14 protein-coding genes and 1 tRNA gene are annotated in these 16,001 nt (G+C 59.7%); 3 read left to right on the top strand and 12 right to left on the bottom strand.

Going from position 1 to position 16,001, the window contains the following annotated elements:
• Positions 1 to 9: 9 nt before the first annotated feature.
• A complete protein-coding gene (locus DFLDMN_RS08580) occupies positions 10 to 1,308 on the bottom strand; it encodes a zincin-like metallopeptidase domain-containing protein (RefSeq protein ID WP_423198042.1) in 1,299 nt (432 codons plus the stop codon).
• Between the two features lie 126 nt (positions 1,309 to 1,434).
• Between DFLDMN_RS08580 and DFLDMN_RS08585 the strand changes: the two genes are divergently transcribed.
• Both DFLDMN_RS08585 and DFLDMN_RS08590 read left to right on the top strand, forming a co-directional pair.
• On the top strand, positions 1,435 to 1,866 hold the full coding sequence (locus tag DFLDMN_RS08585) for a hypothetical protein (RefSeq protein WP_423198043.1): 432 nt from the start codon (positions 1,435 to 1,437) through the stop codon (positions 1,864 to 1,866).
• 1 nt (position 1,867) lies between these two features.
• The gene (locus DFLDMN_RS08590) at positions 1,868 to 2,203 is read left to right on the top strand and encodes a hypothetical protein (RefSeq protein ID WP_423198044.1); all 336 of its coding nucleotides are present in this window, start codon (positions 1,868 to 1,870) and stop codon (positions 2,201 to 2,203) included.
• Positions 2,204 to 2,248: 45 nt separating this feature from the next.
• Here the strand turns inward: DFLDMN_RS08590 and DFLDMN_RS08595 are convergent, their stop codons facing one another.
• The 7 genes from DFLDMN_RS08595 to DFLDMN_RS08625 form a co-directional block, all read right to left on the bottom strand.
• The gene (locus tag DFLDMN_RS08595) at positions 2,249 to 2,779 is read right to left on the bottom strand and encodes a hypothetical protein (RefSeq protein WP_423198045.1); all 531 of its coding nucleotides are present in this window, start codon (positions 2,777 to 2,779) and stop codon (positions 2,249 to 2,251) included.
• 120 nt (positions 2,780 to 2,899) lie between these two features.
• Positions 2,900 to 2,976 (bottom strand) — tRNA-Ile (locus tag DFLDMN_RS08600).
• Between the two features lie 166 nt (positions 2,977 to 3,142).
• Positions 3,143 to 5,422 carry an RNA polymerase sigma factor RpoD gene (gene rpoD, locus DFLDMN_RS08605; RefSeq protein ID WP_423198046.1) on the bottom strand — a complete coding sequence of 760 codons (2,280 nt, stop codon included), beginning with the start codon at positions 5,420 to 5,422 and terminating at the stop codon, positions 3,143 to 3,145.
• Between the two features lie 523 nt (positions 5,423 to 5,945).
• Entirely contained in the window at positions 5,946 to 7,790 is a 1,845-nt protein-coding gene (gene dnaG, locus DFLDMN_RS08610; RefSeq protein WP_423198047.1) for a DNA primase, read from the bottom strand.
• 210 nt (positions 7,791 to 8,000) lie between these two features.
• A complete protein-coding gene (locus tag DFLDMN_RS08615) occupies positions 8,001 to 8,450 on the bottom strand; it encodes a GatB/YqeY domain-containing protein (RefSeq protein ID WP_423198048.1) in 450 nt (149 codons plus the stop codon).
• 189 nt (positions 8,451 to 8,639) lie between these two features.
• Entirely contained in the window at positions 8,640 to 8,852 is a 213-nt protein-coding gene (rpsU, locus tag DFLDMN_RS08620; RefSeq protein ID WP_423198049.1) for a 30S ribosomal protein S21, read from the bottom strand.
• Positions 8,853 to 9,169: 317 nt separating this feature from the next.
• Positions 9,170 to 10,405: an NAD(P)/FAD-dependent oxidoreductase gene (locus tag DFLDMN_RS08625; protein WP_423198050.1), complete on the bottom strand. Its 1,236-nt coding sequence runs from the start codon at positions 10,403 to 10,405 to the stop codon at positions 9,170 to 9,172.
• A gap of 128 nt (positions 10,406 to 10,533) precedes the next feature.
• Between DFLDMN_RS08625 and tsaD the strand changes: the two genes are divergently transcribed.
• Positions 10,534 to 11,562 carry a tRNA (adenosine(37)-N6)-threonylcarbamoyltransferase complex transferase subunit TsaD gene (tsaD, locus tag DFLDMN_RS08630; protein ID WP_423198051.1) on the top strand — a complete coding sequence of 343 codons (1,029 nt, stop codon included), beginning with the start codon at positions 10,534 to 10,536 and terminating at the stop codon, positions 11,560 to 11,562.
• A gap of 45 nt (positions 11,563 to 11,607) precedes the next feature.
• Here tsaD and folE2 read toward each other — a convergent pair whose 3' ends face one another.
• The 4 genes from folE2 to DFLDMN_RS08650 all read right to left on the bottom strand — a co-directional run bounded on the left by folE2 (position 11,608) and on the right by DFLDMN_RS08650 (position 15,897).
• A complete protein-coding gene (folE2, locus tag DFLDMN_RS08635; protein ID WP_423198052.1) occupies positions 11,608 to 12,414 on the bottom strand; it encodes a GTP cyclohydrolase FolE2 in 807 nt (268 codons plus the stop codon).
• A gap of 335 nt (positions 12,415 to 12,749) precedes the next feature.
• Positions 12,750 to 14,666, bottom strand: coding sequence for a 1-deoxy-D-xylulose-5-phosphate synthase (gene dxs, locus DFLDMN_RS08640; protein WP_423198053.1), 1,917 nt, complete (start codon positions 14,664 to 14,666; stop codon positions 12,750 to 12,752).
• Between the two features lie 47 nt (positions 14,667 to 14,713).
• The gene (locus DFLDMN_RS08645) at positions 14,714 to 15,598 is read right to left on the bottom strand and encodes a polyprenyl synthetase family protein (RefSeq protein ID WP_423198054.1); all 885 of its coding nucleotides are present in this window, start codon (positions 15,596 to 15,598) and stop codon (positions 14,714 to 14,716) included.
• Positions 15,595 to 15,897 carry an exodeoxyribonuclease VII small subunit gene (locus DFLDMN_RS08650; RefSeq protein WP_423198055.1) on the bottom strand — a complete coding sequence of 101 codons (303 nt, stop codon included), beginning with the start codon at positions 15,895 to 15,897 and terminating at the stop codon, positions 15,595 to 15,597. Before DFLDMN_RS08650 ends, DFLDMN_RS08645 begins: the two co-directional genes overlap by 4 nt.
• Positions 15,898 to 16,001: the final 104 nt, after the last annotated feature.

The raw sequence follows: 16,001 nt of genomic DNA on the forward strand, positions 1-16,001 counted from the left end.
GGTCTTTTTTCATTGCATGGAAAGCTGAATTTCTTCTTCTTTTTGTTTTGGTTTGTCTTTAGGGATAGATGTTGATTTTTTATTAGATGATTCAACAGCCTGAGTCTGAACTTTCACATTCTCTTGAACCTGTTCTTTGCTCTTGGATTTTTCAAGACTTCGTTCAGCCATGAATTCATTGCGAATTGCATTTTGGTAGTCAAAAGAACGAGCAGCTTGGACGAATGCAGAGGTAAGCAACTTTTCATTTTTAGCTTTACCTTCTGTGCCTTCAATTGAACATATCCAGGACTTCATATAGGCAAGATGGTTTTCATCACACATAGAGTTGTGAGGAAGCCCAAGTTCTTGAGCCATCATGATTGAAGTCATTTCAGCAACCAATTCTTCCTTTGCATAGGCTTCATCACCAAAGGTTTTTCCTTTGACACGGCCAAGAGCATCACCTGTTGAGTGTGCAATCTCATGGTTCAAAGTGTCATAGAACTCTCTAGCACTCTTGAAGGCAGATTTTGCAGGCATAGCAATCATGTGTTCAGAGCCACGGTAAAAAGCTCTTGAAGAGTTGCCTTCTTCAATTCTCAAGCCGGTTTTGGCAACCATAGCTTGTGCATGTATCTCAGCAAGTTCAATAGGATCATGTTGAAGACCGCGATCAGGAAGAGGTGAAATGTTCTCTATCAGGCAGGCATTGAAAACATTTCCCGCATATGCATAGACGTACCAGGAAGAGACTTTCAAGCCGTTTTCATCAGTTCCAGAGAGTTCTAATGCTTCAGAGTCTTCATTGCCACCTGAAATAGCCTTTGAAATAGCAGTTCTTTGAAGGGATTTATAGACAGTATCACTCTTGGAACTTTTCTTTAGATGGAAAGGCTTGTTGATGTCATGAACACCATATTTCTCAAGTTCAGTGATTTTTTCTTCTAACTTACCTGCTTTCTCTTCATAGGTTTTTGCATTGTATGAAGGAGACTTTGCATATTCAGCAAGCTTTTCTTTTTCTTTGACTACTGACTGTCTCTTTTCTTCAATTTGAGTAATGTTGTTGTATGTGTAGAAACGACCATCACCACGGAAGTTTTTTGAGTTTGCAAGAATTAATCTATTGATTCCTGAATACTGTGTACCAGTATAAGGATTGTATGCAGGAGCAGGCATTGTAAAAAATGGCTTATCCCATTCTTTACCTTCAGCTTGTGCTTTCTCTACACCTTCAATACATTGTTTTAGTTGAGTAACGAGAGCAGAGTTAACAGAGCTTAATGCTTCTTGGTTGTAATCTCTCTTTTCATATTCTTTTTCCATTTCTTTCTCCTTATTATAATAATATGTATAACAGAAAGAAAATAAAAATCAAATGCGATATCCAAAAGACTTTCTACTATTGATTAAAAATATAATTTATATACACTAAATAGAAAGGAGAATAAAATGATTGAACTAGAAAAAGAAAAAGAATTTGATTGGAGTTTTTTAAAGACAAGAAAGGTCTTCTTGCTTTTACCTTGGATTGCACCTTGCTATGTTGCAATAAAGGTTTGGTTGTTCTTATGGATGTATCTAAATGATGTTTTGATGACAGTTAAAAGAATGGATATAGAAGAAAGAGAAGCCTACATTGAAAGATTTGAAGAAGAGAAGGCAATGAGAAAATCAGAGTTTGACATGATTTCAATTGCATTCATTGTTTCAGGAATCTTCTATCTTGCATTTGGCAAGGGTTCATTGGTTAATGTTTTTTCAGAGATAATTCTTATATGGATTTCTGCAATAGTCATTAACTGTTGGAAAGGAATGTTGATTACTGCTTTACTTTATGCAGTTCTTCATTTTGGATTGAAGCATTTGAAAGGAGAAAAATAAGATGGAAAAAATGCACAGAGTAAGAGTAATGTTTTCAGATGAAAGTTTTGACTTGATAAGAAGTGATTTATTGAAGTTGTGTGATGAATTGTTTGTTAGCAACACAACACTTTTTAGGCTTTCAATAGAACACTGTTTAGGAATTGAAACATTTGGAAAAATCATTTCAAGAAGTCACGACAAGAATTCTGTCTCATGTTTAATCAGCAAGGATGACATTGAGAAGTTCCCAAGCTTGAACAAAGAGAAGGCAATGTTGTTAAGGAAGACAATCACTGATTACAGAAGTGGAGAGATAAGCAAAGAACTATTGAAAAAAATCATTCCACACATATGAAAAAGGCTCCACTAGGGAGCCTTTATTTTTTGTCTGAGAAGTGATTCAGTGACCAGCAGCAACAAGATTGATGTCATTAATTGGAAGTCTTGAATAAGCAATATTCCAGAGTTCAGCAGTGTAGGAGACAACAGCAAGAAGAGGATAGTCCAAGGCAAATTGTTCAACCACAAACAAAGGTTGATTGTTGTGTTTGTTTGATTGGACAGTATAAGTAAAGCCAAGATAAATTTCTTCATCTTGTTCATCAGGTTTTTTGATGATGCCATTCATCATAAGTTGAACTCTTTCAAACCTTCTTTTGCTTGCAGTCTGTTCTTTCAGTTCATCACTGACTTGAGAACCATCAAGACGAATGAAGCCAACTTTCATGATTTGCATCTTCTTCTTGTTCATATCCTTGTTGAAAGCAAGAACATTACGAACAGCCTTTTGATACTCAACTTTATCAGGAGAGTAAGAGAAGGCATCAAGAAGTTGGTCTTTGGTGAAATAGAATTCACCATCATTCAAGATAGCTTCATAAAGCTTCTTGTGAAGGTTTTTTAGTTCAATTTGAACGATTTCTTGAGTCATGTGATTAACCTAACTAAGTTCTAATCATCATGTTAACGTACATGTTCTGAAAAGAAAAAGCTTTCTGAATCAATGTACAAAAGAAAAAAGCCACTGCTTTGAGTGGCTTTTAAGGGTGTTTGGTGGGCCCTGCGGGGCTTGAACCCGCGACCATCCGATTATGAGTCGGGTGCTCTGACCAACTGAGCTAAAGGCCCTGAAACTGAAATTCTACCGCATTTGTAGCCTATGTGTAGCCTAAGAACCTTTTGTATCCTTGGCTACAATCATAAGTTGTTGATTTTCCTTGTGTTTTTAAAATAAAGCAGCAGATTATGAGTCCGCTGCTCTAACCAGGCATGAGCTAGAGGCCCTTGGACAGGCTTAGTTGCCTTCCAGGAAGCTCTTCAGCTTGTCCGAGCGGCTCGGGTGGCGCAGCTTGCGCAGCGCCTTGGCCTCGATCTGGCGGATCCGCTCGCGGGTGACGTCGAACTGCTTGCCGACTTCTTCCAGCGTGTGGTCCGTGCTCATTTCGATACCGAAGCGCATGCGCAGCACCTTGGCTTCGCGCGGCGTCAGGGAATCCAGCACGTCCTTGACGACGTCGCGCATCGAGCCGTGCAGGGCTGCCTCGGCCGGTGCGAGCGTGTTGGTGTCTTCGATGAAGTCGCCCAGATGGGAGTCGTCGTCGTCACCGATCGGCGTTTCCATGGAGATCGGTTCCTTCGCGATCTTCATGATCTTGCGGATCTTGTCTTCCGGCATCTCCATCTTCTCGGCCAGCGTTGCCGGATCCGGCTCGTTGCCGGTTTCCTGCAGGATCTGACGCGAGATGCGGTTCATCTTGTTGATCGTCTCGATCATGTGCACCGGAATACGGATGGTGCGCGCCTGGTCGGCGATCGAACGCGTAATGGCCTGACGGATCCACCACGTTGCATACGTGGAGAACTTGTAACCACGACGATATTCGAACTTGTCCACCGCCTTCATCAGGCCGATGTTGCCTTCCTGGATCAGGTCGAGGAACTGCAGACCGCGGTTGGTGTACTTCTTGGCGATCGAGATCACGAGACGCAGGTTGGCCTCGGTCATTTCACGCTTGGCTTCGCGGGCGCGCTTCTCGCCTTCGGACATCTTGCGATTGACGTCCTTGAGCTCCTTGAGCGGCAGCACCACGCGCGCCTGCAGGTCGATCAGCTTCTGCTGGAGTTCATGCACCGCGGGCACGTTACGCTCGACGATCGTGCTGTAGGGCTTGTTGTCGGCCACTACGGTCTGGATCCAGTCGAGGTTGGTCTCGTTGCCCGGGAAACGCTGCACGAATTCCGAACGCGGCATGCCGCACTTGTCGACCACGATGTTCAGGATCGCACGCTCCAGCTTGCGCACCTCGTCCACCTGGCCACGCAGCGTGTCGCACAGGCGCTCGACGTTACGCGCGGTAAAGCGGATGCCCATCAGTTCCTGCTGAATGGCTTCCTGCGCCTTCACGTACGGCTTGGACTTGTAGCCTTCCTTCTCGAAGGCCCGGCGCATCTTGTCGAACTGGTCGGCAATGGCGTGGAACTTCTCGAGCGAGGCAAGCTTGAGCTCCTCGAGCTGACGCGCGGAGGCACCGCCGCCGGCGCCGCCTTCGTCGTCATCCTCTTCCTCGCCGTCGCCATCCTCGTCGGACTCGATCTCTTCGTCGTCGGACGAAGCAGCGGGCGCCATCGGGGCTTCCGCGACTTCTTCGGCGTTCGGGTCGATCAGGCCGTCGACGAACTCGTCGATCTTGATCTCGTCATTGCGCACGCGGTCCGCATAGGCCAGGATCTCGCTGATCGTGACCGGGCACGCGGAAATGGCCATCACCATGTCCTTGAGGCCAGCCTCGATACGCTTGGCGATCTCGATTTCGCCTTCGCGCGTCAGCAGCTCCACGGTGCCCATCTCGCGCATGTACATGCGGACCGGGTCGGTGGTGCGGCCAAACTCGGAGTCCACCGTGGAAAGCGCGGCTTCGGCTTCTTCCTCGGCTTCTTCTTCGCTGGTGGCGGACGGCGCGTTATCGTTGAGCAGCAGCGTTTCGGCATCCGGCGCCTGTTCGTAGACGGCGATACCGATGTCGTTGAGCGTGGCGACCAGCGTGTCGATCGTTTCCGAATCGACCATGTCGTCCGGCAGGTGATCGTTGATTTCCGCGTAGGTCAGGTAGCCGCGCGACTTGCCGAGCTTGATCAGCGCCTTGAGTTTCTGGCGACGGAGCTCGAGCTCCTCCTCGGTACCCTGCTGGGTCGAGGCGAACTCCTTCAGCAGCGCCTTTTCCTTGGCCTTGCGGTCCTTGGCTTTCTGCTTTTCCGTCTTGGGCGCCGCAGCGGGTGCAGCGGCCGCGGGGGTGTCGTTCTCGTAAAACTCTTCAGTCACGTCTTCAATAGTGCTGTCGTCTTGCTGCGATTCGGCGGCCTTGGGCTTGCGGCCACGCTTCTTGGGCTCCGGTTTGACGGCCGGTGCCGCAGGGCGTTCCGATGCAACGGGTGCGGGAGTCGCGGCACGAGCCTTGGGCGCCGCGGCGGCGGTGCCACTACGGGCACTGCTGGTCCGGGTGCCGGCACTGGCCGCACGCTTGCTCTCGACTTCGGTATTCTGCTGTTTCGCCACGGTGATACTCTTGCCTTTCACTGGTGCAGAAGCGGCGTTCTTGCCGCTTGTATTGGCGCTTTTGCCGCTCTCGCGTGCCGAAGTCGAGGGCTTGGTACTTTCGGATGTGCGATTCCTGGCGGAAGCGGTCTCGACGGGTGCATCCACACCGCGTACGGACTTCGATGGCGCAGACCGGGCCTGTGTCGTCCTGACTGACGCGGTCGATGTCTTCGCCGCCGTTGTTTTCACGGACGCCTTGCCGCTCCCGGTAGAGGGAGCTTTGGAGGACCCTTTGAGCAGGGTCGCATCGGTAGCTTTGGCCTTTGCCATTGGCACGCTCACTTTCGCCAGAACTGGAGAGAGATTTCGCAATCCAAACCGGGCATTGTAGCACGTCGCTACTCCCGGGCTTCCTGTCAGGTGTGGTTTTCACCTGAAAAATCAAGGCTTAAGCTCGACAAACCAGGGGCCATGGCCTGTCTGTTCGCCTGTGCGCGGCACTTGCGCCACGCCGGTTACGCTAGCCCTGTCGCGTTTCTGCCGCATTCCTGCAGCATTTCCGTCACCTTTCGCCAGCCTCCTTCGGCCCCCTGTAACCCACCTGGCGCCGCTGCTGGACTTCGCTGACCAGCCAGCGCAACCTGATCTTGGCCGCCTCGTCGGCGGTACCCGCCACCACCGCGGCCTGCAGCGCTTCCAGCTCGCGGCGTAGCGGTTCTGCCAATAACTTGTGGATGGCGGCGTCGAATTCCAGCGCCGCCGGCTCCTCTTCGATGTCTTCGCGCAGCACCGCGGTACGCGCGTTGGCATACACCTCGGCGTACGGCGATTGCGCCAGCTGCTCGCTGAATGCGGCGAAATTGGCCTGGCCCTCAATGCCGTCGCAGGCCCCCACGAGGTGAGCCAACACTTCCGATTCAGGCCTTTCACTGTCGAGCAATAGTGCGCGACTGTCGGCATCGAGGCGGCCGGCCAGCGCGGGATAGCACATCAGCAGCTGGACCACGCGCTGCTCAAGGCCGGTTGGCGCCTGGCGGCGTGCGCGCGGACGCGGCGCGGCATAGCGGCCGACCCGCGAAGCATCGCTGCCCAGCCCGCAGATCGCCTCGATTTCCGCAGGTGTCGTACCCGTGGCATCGGCAAGCTCGCGCACAATCTGTAGCCGCAGCCCGCCGGCCGGCATCGCCTGCAGCATCGGCTTGGCCTCGAACTGGGCACGGGCGCGGCCTTCGGGCTGGCGCAGGTCCTGTTCCTCGGTGGCCACCTGCAGCAGGAAGCGCGACAACGGCATGGCATCACGCACCTGCGCGGCAAAGGCGTCGGTGCCCTGCTCGCGAATATAGCTGTCGGGATCGTGCTCCGCCGGCAGGAACAGGAAGCGGATGGTCTTGTTGTCCGCCACATGCGGCAGGCAGGCCTCGAGCGCGCGCCGCGCGGCGCGTCGGCCCGCGGCGTCGCCATCGAATGAGAACACCACGGAATCCGTCTGCCGCAACAACTTCTGGACGTGCACAGGCGTACAGGCGGTACCCAGCGTGGCCACCGCGTTGGCAAATCCGAGCTGTGCAAGCGCCACCACGTCCATATAGCCTTCGACAACGAGTACGTAGCCGGTTTCCCGAATCGCATGCCGCGCCTCGAACAGGCCATACAGCTCCGCCCCCTTGCTGAACAGCGGCGTTTCCGGGGAGTTAAGGTATTTTGGCTCGCCTTGCCCGATGACCCGACCACCAAAGCCGATCACGACACCCTTAGTGTTACGGATCGGGAACATGATGCGGTCGCGAAAACGGTCGTACCGGCGCGGCTTGCCGTCCGCATCGCGCTTGTCGCCGCTCTCGATCAATAATCCGGCCTCCACCAGCGGAGCCGCAATGGCGTCGTCGCGATAGCTGCCGAACACGCTTTCCAGGCCTTGCCAGTCGTCCGGGGCATAGCCGAGGCCGAAATGGGCCGCGATCTCGCCCGTCAGTCCGCGGCCTTTCAGATATTGAATGGCGGTCTGCGCGCCGCGCAGCTGGCGCCGGTAGAACTCGGTGGCGCGCGTCATGGCGTCGGAAAGCGCCACCGTGCGCGCCTGCTGCTCGGCACGCTGCGCGGGCGGCAGACTGTTACGCTCCTCGGGCACGGTCAAGCCGACCGACTGCGCAAGCTCGCGCACGGCGTCCGGATAGGACTGGCCCGAATACTCCATCAGAAATCCTATGGCCGAGCCATGGGCGCCGCACCCGAAGCAGTGATAGAACTGCTTTGTGGGCGATACCGTAAACGACGGGGATTTTTCGTTATGAAACGGGCACAGCCCCATGAAATTGGCGCCGCCCTTCTTCAACTGCACGTACCGACCCACCACATCGACAATGTCGACACGGTTGAGCAGGTCCTGAATAAAGGATTGCGGAATCACCCGACTGACCGTCCTGATGGCTTGGCCGGCCGGCGTGCCGGCGACCGCTTTTCTGGAATGCGTGACCGGAACTGCGCCCGGCTACTATCGACTCATTGTAGTGCACATGCAACGCGGCGCCTGGAATACGCACATCTGCGGTCAACTTCGCCAAAGTCGACCGCTTCTGCTTTTACCGTGTCCATTACTTTTCTGTCAGAAACTGAGGCTTCACTTACCGCTCAGCGCCGCCTTGACCAAGCCCGACACCGCGGTCATGTCCGCACGGCCGGCCAGCCGCCCCTTGAGCACGCCCATCACCTTGCCCATGTCCTGGGGGCCGGCGGCGCCGGTCTCCGTCACGGCCTTCTGCACCTCGGCGGCCACTTCGGCTTCCGACAGCGCGGCCGGCATATAGACCTTCAGCACCTCGACCTCTGCCTTTTCCTTGTCCGCCAGATCCTGGCGACCGGCCTGTTCAAACTGGGAGATCGAATCCCTGCGCTGCTTGATCAGCTTTTCCACCACGGCCGTCACGGCGGCATCGTCGAGTTCGATACGCTCGTCCACCTCGCGTTGCTTGATGGCGGCCAGCAGCAGTCGAATGGTGCCAAGACGCTCGGTCTCGCGTGCACGCATGGCGGCCTTCATATCGTCATTGATCTGGACTTTGAGGGACATGGCAGTTTCCGGAAAAATTGGGACAGGCCGCCCGCGGGCGGCGCGATGGATGGCACTGAGGCAACCCTAGACCTAACCGAGCCACAACGCAAAAACCCGCCGGAGCGTGGCCCACAGCGGGTTTCGATGCTGACGCGACTGCGACTGTTGCGACTGTTGCGACTGTTGCGACTGTTGCGACGGCGCGGTTCAGTACAGCTTCTTCGGCAGCATCTGACTGCGGATGCGCTTGTAGTGGCGCTTTGCCGCAGCGGCCTTCTTGCGCTTACGCTCGGCGGTCGGCTTCTCGTAAAACTCTCGCGCTCGCAACTCCGTAATCAGACCGGTCTTCTCAATGGTGCGCTTGAAACGGCGCATAGCGACTTCGAACGGTTCGTTTTCCTTGAGGCGAATCGTAGTCATTTGGCCAAAAAAGAAACTAGATGGTGCACGATCGTGCACGGGAGTCGCCCACGAGCGCGTCGGCGGTTTTACGGAGATGGCGATTGTAGCGCAAGGTCTGTGACGCTGCACGCGCATGGCGGACGCTGGATCTGGCCGTGCCGGCGGCGCAACACGCTGTGATCACCACCGGTTACCGTGCACGTCGGCACACCATAGTCCGTACCGCTCGGCTCGCACCGCTCAGGTCGGCCCCATCAGGTCGGCCCCATCAGGTCGGCCCCCTCAGGTCGCTCCGTCAGGTCGCTCCCTCAGGTCGCTCCCTCAGGTCGCACCGCTCAGGTCGCACCGCCCCGTGCCGCTTCCGCCGCAGCCTCCCCCGCCGCCACCGCCGACGCCCAGGCCCACTGGAAGTTGTAGCCGCCGAGCCACCCGGTCACGTCGACCACCTCGCCAATAAAGTAGAGGCCGGGCACGTCGCGCGCCCTCATCGTCGACGACGACAGCCCGCGCGTATCCACGCCGCCCAGCGTGACCTCGGCCTTGCGATAGCCCTCGGTGCCCGACGGCACCAGCTGCCAGCGGTTGAGCGATCCGCCCAACTGGCGCAGCGCCCTGTCCGGCAGGTCCGCCACGGACTGTGTGCCGGGCAGGCCGGCGGCCCCGCACCATGCCTCGGCGAGCCGGGCCGGCAAGCGCTCCGCGAGCAGGTTGGCCAGATGCTTGCGGCTGGTGCGCTTGTGGTCGATGAGCCAGCCGGCGGCGTCTTCGCCGTCGAACAGGTCCACCTCGATCGGCGTACCCGGCCGCCAGTAGCTCGAGATCTGCAGCACCGCCGGCCCCGACAGGCCGCGGTGTGTCCATAGCAGGTCCTCCTTGAACGCGCCCGCGGTCTTGCCGCTGCCGGTGGCGATATCGACCTCCATGGAAACGCCCGCGAGCGGCACGAACGGCTGCCAGGCCTGGCCGTCAAAGGTCAGCGGTACCAGCGCCGGCCGCGTCTCGACGATCTTGAGCCCGAACTGGCGTGCGATACGGTAGCCCAGGTCGGTGGCGCCGATCTTGGGAATGGATAGTCCGCCCGTGGCCACCACCACCGCACCGGCGCGGATCTCGCCCTGCGTGGTCAGTAGCAGGTAGTCGTCGCCCTCCTTGCGGACCTCCTCGATCCCGCAGCCGGTCCGCCAGTGCACCGCACCGGTCTCGCATTCGGCGCGCAGCATGCCGATCACGTCCTCGGCACTGTCGTTGCAGAACAACTGGCCGCGATGCTTCTCGTGCCAGCCGATGTCGTAGCGGCGCATCAGGCCGAGGAAATCCTGCGGGGTATAGCGCGCCAGTGCCGAGCGACAGAAGTGCGGATTGGCGGACAGATAGTTGGCCGGCCCCGCCTGCAGGTTGGTGAAATTGCAGCGGCCGCCGCCCGAGATACGGATCTTTTCCGCGAGCTTCGTGGCATGGTCGAGCAGCACCACGCGGGCGCCGCGCTGCCCGGCCACGGCGGCACACATCATGCCGGCCGCGCCCGCGCCCAGCACCGCCACATCGAACCGCTCCTTCCTGGCTGAACTCATCACATCCTTTCCAAACGAAGCGCAGATTGTAGCGTCCGGCCACGCCGGGTCCGCCCCTGTGCTACCCTGCTGGCCTTCCCGCTCTCTCATGCTTGCCAGACCCACGGTCTGGCCGTATTGCTTGCCCCATGCTCGTCCTCGGCATCGAATCCTCGTGCGATGAAACCGGACTGGCCCTCTACGACACCGAGGCCGGCCTGCTTGCGCACGCTCTCCACTCGCAGATCGCCATGCATCGCGACTACGGCGGCGTGGTCCCCGAGCTGGCCTCGCGCGACCATATCCGCCGCGTGCTGCCGCTGTTGCAGCAGGTGCTCGCCGATGCGGGACGAGCCCGTGACGATATCGATGCCATCGCCTTCACGCAGGGGCCGGGGCTCGCCGGCGCGCTGCTGGTGGGCGCCTCGGTGGCCAACGCGCTGGGTTTTGCGCTCGGCGTGCCGATGATCGGCGTGCACCATCTCGAAGGCCATCTGCTCTCGCCGCTGCTGACCGCGCAGCCACCGGCCTTTCCGTTCGTGGCGTTACTGGTCTCCGGCGGCCATACGCAGTTGATGGAAGTGAAGGGTATCGGCGACTACACACTGCTTGGCGAAACGCTCGACGATGCCGCCGGGGAAGCGTTCGACAAGACCGCCAAGCTGCTTGGCCTGGGCTATCCCGGTGGGCCGGAAGTGTCGCGACTGGCGGAATTCGGCACGCCGGGCGCGTTCGAGCTGCCACGGCCCATGCTGCATTCGGGCAACCTCGATTTCTCGTTTGCGGGCCTCAAGACCGCTGTACTGACGCAGACGCGCAAGCTCGCCAATACCTGCGAGCAGGACCGCGCCAACCTCGCGCGCGCGTTTGTCGATGCGATCGTCGATGTGCTGGCGGCCAAGTCGATGGCGGCGCTCAAGCAGACCGGCCACAAGCGCCTGGTGGTGGCCGGCGGCGTCGGCGCCAACCGGCAACTGCGCGAGCGGCTCAACCAGCAGGCTCGCGCGCGCCGCGTCGAGGTGTTCTACCCGGACCTGGCGTTCTGCACCGACAATGGCGCGATGATCGCGTTTGCCGGCGCGATGCGACTGCAGGCGGCACCGCAGCTCGCGCGCGTGGGATACGACTATGGCGTGACCCCACGCTGGGACCTGGCCGACCTGCGATTGCCGGCCTAGCGAAGCGCGCCTACCACCTGACCCGCCGCCTGACCTGCCCCTAACCTACCGCTGGTCGCGCTTGTCGCGTTCGATCAGTGCATACGCACTGTGGTTGTGGATCGATTCGAAGTTCTCGGCTTCGAGCACATAGGCGACGATACGCGCGTCCGCATCGAGGCGCATCGCGATATCGCGCACGAGGTCCTCGACGAACTTCGGATTCTCGTACGCGCGCTCGGTCACGTACTTTTCGTCGGGCCGCTTGAGCAGCCCCCACAGTTCGCACGACGCCTCTTCCTCGGCCATGCGGACCAGCGCTTCCACCGGCAGATCGCCGTCCAGTTCCACCTTCATCGTGATGTGCGAGCGCTGGTTGTGCGCGCCGTACTGCGAGATTTTCTTCGAGCACGGGCACAGGCTTGTCACCGGCACCAGCGCCGTCAGGAATACCCGGGTGCGCCCGTTGCGCGCCTCGCCCGTGAGCGTGACCTCGTAATCCATCAGCGACTGCACGCCCGACACAGGCGCCACCTTCGAGATGAAATACGGAAAGCGGACCTCGATGCGACCGGCATCGGCCTCCAGCTTCTGCAGCATGCGATCCATCAGGCCGCGGAACCCCGCCAGGTCGAGCGGTGCCTGGCTTTCTTCCAGCAGCGCGACAAAGCGCGACATGTGCGTACCCTTCTGATCGGCCGGCAGGCGCACGTCCAGATCGAAGGTACCAACCGTGGCCACCACGCCCGTAGGCGTCTGCAGCGACAGCGGATAGCGCACGCCGCGCACGCCCACACGCTGAATCGGAATCTGACGGGTATCGACGCTCGACTGCACGTCGGGCATGACAAAGGCGGGATTGATGTCATTCATTGACGGTTTCCTCCAGGACGCCGCCGAGGGGTGACGGCCATCCTTACGGTCGCGGCGCTTTCGCAGTTCATTCACGCCACGCAACGAGTGTGAAACCACGGCCCCTGAGGGTTGCGACGTCGGTCAGCGGTCCGTAGCTGCGAACACAGATATGAAAAAAGAATTCGAAATTTTACGAGAGTTCGCCACCACCTGCCGCAAAAAAAGCAAAACCCGCACAGATCGTGCGGGTTGTCCGGCAATCATGCAGATCGCTACAGATCGCTGGCGGGGCCGAAGCGCGCGGCGCGAGGTCGGTAACGCCGACCGGCGGCGTGCCTTCGGCGCGACCCGCGTCAGGCCACGCGCGTCGCGACCTTGATGGCCGGCTGGCCGATCGGGAAGCGCTCGCGCACGGAGCGTTCGATCCCCGCGGCGTCGAGTCCGCACTGCGCGAGCAGGAAGGCCGGATCGCCGTGGTCGATGAACTTGTCGGGCAGGCCCAGCACCAGCACCGGAATCTCGATGCCAGCTTCCGACAACGCCTCGAGTACCGCGCTGCCCGCGCCACCCATGGTCGCGCCCTCTTCCACCGTCACGAGGTAATCGTGGCTGGCGGCGAGCGACTTGACCAGTTCGACGTCGAGCGGCTTGACGAAGCGCATGTCAGCCACCGATGCATCGAGCGCCTCGGCGGCGCCGAGCGCCGGATGCACCATCGAGCCAAAACCCAGGATCGCCACGCGCTGGCCGGCGCGGGCATGGCCCTCGCGGCGCATCACGCCCTTGCCGAGCGGCAGCGCGGTCAGCTCGGCCGCGGTGGCCGCGCCAATACCGGCACCGCGCGGATAACGCACGGCAGTCGGACATTCCTGCTGGTACGCGGTGGTCAGCAACTGACGGCACTCGTTCTCGTCCGACGGCGTCATCACCATCATGTTGGGCACGCAGCGCAGGAACGGAATGTCGTACACGCCGGCGTGCGTGGCGCCGTCGGCGCCAACCAGGCCGGAGCGGTCCAGCGCGAAGACGACGGGCAGGTTCTGCAGCGCCACGTCGTGGATCAGTTGGTCATAGCCACGCTGCAGGAACGTCGAGTAGATCGCGACCACGGGCTTCAGGCCTTCGCAGGCCATGCCGCCGGCAAACGTCACGGCGTGCTGTTCAGCGATGCCCACGTCGAAGTAACGGTCAGGGTAGCGCTTCTCGAATTCGACCAGGCCCGAACCCTCGCGCATGGCAGGCGTGATGCCGACCAGGCGCTTGTCCGCGGCGGCCATATCGCACAGCCATTCGCCAAACACCTGCGTATAGGTCTTGCGCGACGGCTTGCCCGAGGGACGGATGCCCTCGGCCGGATTGAACTTGCCCGGGCCGTGGTAGAGGATCGGGTCCGCCTCCGCGAGCTTGTAGCCTTGTCCCTTCTTGGTCACGACATGCAGGAACTGCGGGCCATGACCTTCCAGCGCGCGCTGGCGGATATTCTGCATGGTCGGCACCAGCGATTCGAGGTCGTGACCATCGATCGGGCCGACGTAGTCGAAGCCGAATTCCTCGAACAGCGTGGCGGGCACCACCATGCCCTTGGCATGTTCCTCGAGGCGCTTGGCGAATTCGAGCACCGGCGGCGCCACCGACAGCACGCGCTCGATGCCCTTCTTGGTGGCGGCATAGAACTGGCCGCTCATCAGGCGCGCCAGATGGCGGTTGAGCGCGCCCACCGGCGGGGAGATCGACATGTCGTTGTCGTTGAGCACGACCACCAGCGGCAGGTCCTTGTAGACACCGGCGTTGTTCATCGCCTCGAACGCCATGCCCGCGGTCATCGCGCCGTCGCCGATCACGGCGATGGAGACGCGTTTCTCGCCCAGCGTGCGCGCGCCGAGCGCCATGCCGAGCGCGGCCGAGATCGAGGTCGACGAGTGGGCGGTGCCGAACGTGTCGTACTCGCTCTCGCTGCGGCGCGGGAAGCCGGAGATGCCGCCCCACTGGCGCAGCGAATGCATGCGGTCGCGGCGACCCGTCAGGATCTTGTGCGGATAGCTCTGGTGGCCCACGTCCCAGACCACGCGATCCGACGGCGTCTGGAACACGTAGTGCAGCGCAATGGTCAGTTCGACCGTGCCGAGGTTTGACGACAGGTGACCGCCGGTCTGGGAGACCGATTCGAGCACGTAGGCGCGGAGTTCTTCGGCCAGCGTGTTCAGCTGGCGTCGGTCCAGCTTGCGCAGGTCTGCGGGGTCGTCAATCTTGTTGAGCAGTGCGTAGGTCATGATGTCCGTTCGGCCGCCGGATTCTTCGCGTCCGGCTTTTCAGTTCTTCAGTTATTGCGCAGCACGATCAGGTCGGCCAGTTCGGCCAGCCGGGTGGCGCGTGCGCCAAAGCCTTCCAGCGCCTCGTGGGCAGTCGCGCGGAGCTGGCCAGCCAGTTCGCGCGCGGCGTCGAGTCCCATCAGCGACACATAGGTCGGTTTGTCGTTGGCGGCGTCCTTGCCCGCCGTCTTGCCGAGCGTCGCCGTATCCGCGGTGACGTCGAGGATATCGTCAACCACCTGGAACGCCAATCCCACGGCCGCCGCGTAGCGGTCCAGCGCGCCCAGGCCGGCGGTATCGATGTTTCCGCACAACGCTCCCATGCGCACGCTGGCACGCAGCAGGGCGCCGGTCTTCATCCGGTGCATGCCTTCCAGCGCCTCGCGCGACATCGCCAGACCCACGTTCTGCAGGTCGATCGCCTGGCCGCCGGCCATGCCGACCGAGCCCGACGCCTCCGCCAGTTCGGCCACCAGCGTCAGGCGCGCCTGGGGCGGCAGCGCCTGGGCCCGCGTCAGCACCAGGAACGCCTGCGTCTGCAGCGCGTCACCGACCAGCAGCGCGGTGGCCTCGTCATAGGCCTTGTGGACCGTCGGACGGCCCCGGCGCAGGTCGTCGTCGTCCATGCAGGGCATGTCGTCGTGGACCAGCGAATAGGCGTGGATCATCTCCACCGCGCAGGCCGCGGCATCGCAAGCCTCGGGCGTGGCACCGCTTACCTCGCCGGCCGCATGGACCAGCAGCGGCCGCACACGCTTGCCGCCGCCGAGGGAAGCATAGCGCATGGCTTCGTGCAGCGTGTGTGGAATTGTGTCCGTGGAAGGTAGCGCCGCGTCGAGCGCAGCCTCGGTCCGGGCGCCCTGCGCCCGCATCCAGCTTGCAAAATCGGTCATTCGAAGTCCGCCCCGTTGCCGTTGTTGTCGCCGCGGGCGTCGGCGGCGAGCGGCTTGAGCGCTTCGCCCTCCAGTACGCGCACCTGCTGTTCGACGCGCTCCAGCTGCTGCTGGCAGTACCGCACCAGCTCGGCGCCCCGGCGGTAAGCCGTGAGGGACGCCTCGAGCGGCAGCTCACCACTTTCCATGCTGGCCACCAGCGTCTCCAGCTCGGCCATGGCGGCCTCGTAGGAGGCCGGGGGCGTGGCGTCGGTGCGCGTGTCGTCAGGCTGGACCGGAGCGGTCGTCGTTTTCGGCATGAGGGGCCTTGATCAGGGGAAGCGGGGATTCTACGCCAAACCCGTCGCACTCCGCTGGATTGCGCGCATCCAAGTGACCGGAACAGCAGGTGCTGACATGGAAG

Origin of the sequence: Cupriavidus sp. H19C3, from assembly GCF_049393815.1 — a bacterium.
Taxonomy (GTDB): Bacteria; Pseudomonadota; Gammaproteobacteria; order Burkholderiales; family Burkholderiaceae; genus Cupriavidus.

What these genes read in the sequence shown, in the direction of transcription:
- DFLDMN_RS08625 (WP_423198050.1), bottom strand. Translation starts at nt 10,405, where the DNA reads ATGAGTTCAGCCAGGAAGGAGCGGTTCGATGTGGCGGTGCTGGGCGCG.
- DFLDMN_RS08590 (WP_423198044.1), top strand. Translation starts at nt 1,868, where the DNA reads ATGGAAAAAATGCACAGAGTAAGAGTAATGTTTTCAGATGAAAGTTTT.
- DFLDMN_RS08585 (WP_423198043.1), top strand. Translation starts at nt 1,435, where the DNA reads ATGATTGAACTAGAAAAAGAAAAAGAATTTGATTGGAGTTTTTTAAAG.
- folE2 (WP_423198052.1), bottom strand. Translation starts at nt 12,414, where the DNA reads ATGAATGACATCAATCCCGCCTTTGTCATGCCCGACGTGCAGTCGAGC.
- rpsU (WP_423198049.1), bottom strand. Translation starts at nt 8,852, where the DNA reads ATGACTACGATTCGCCTCAAGGAAAACGAACCGTTCGAAGTCGCTATG.
- DFLDMN_RS08595 (WP_423198045.1), bottom strand. Translation starts at nt 2,779, where the DNA reads ATGACTCAAGAAATCGTTCAAATTGAACTAAAAAACCTTCACAAGAAG.
- tsaD (WP_423198051.1), top strand. Translation starts at nt 10,534, where the DNA reads ATGCTCGTCCTCGGCATCGAATCCTCGTGCGATGAAACCGGACTGGCC.
- dxs (WP_423198053.1), bottom strand. Translation starts at nt 14,666, where the DNA reads ATGACCTACGCACTGCTCAACAAGATTGACGACCCCGCAGACCTGCGC.
- DFLDMN_RS08650 (WP_423198055.1), bottom strand. Translation starts at nt 15,897, where the DNA reads ATGCCGAAAACGACGACCGCTCCGGTCCAGCCTGACGACACGCGCACC.
- DFLDMN_RS08645 (WP_423198054.1), bottom strand. Translation starts at nt 15,598, where the DNA reads ATGACCGATTTTGCAAGCTGGATGCGGGCGCAGGGCGCCCGGACCGAG.
- DFLDMN_RS08580 (WP_423198042.1), bottom strand. Translation starts at nt 1,308, where the DNA reads ATGGAAAAAGAATATGAAAAGAGAGATTACAACCAAGAAGCATTAAGC.
- DFLDMN_RS08615 (WP_423198048.1), bottom strand. Translation starts at nt 8,450, where the DNA reads ATGTCCCTCAAAGTCCAGATCAATGACGATATGAAGGCCGCCATGCGT.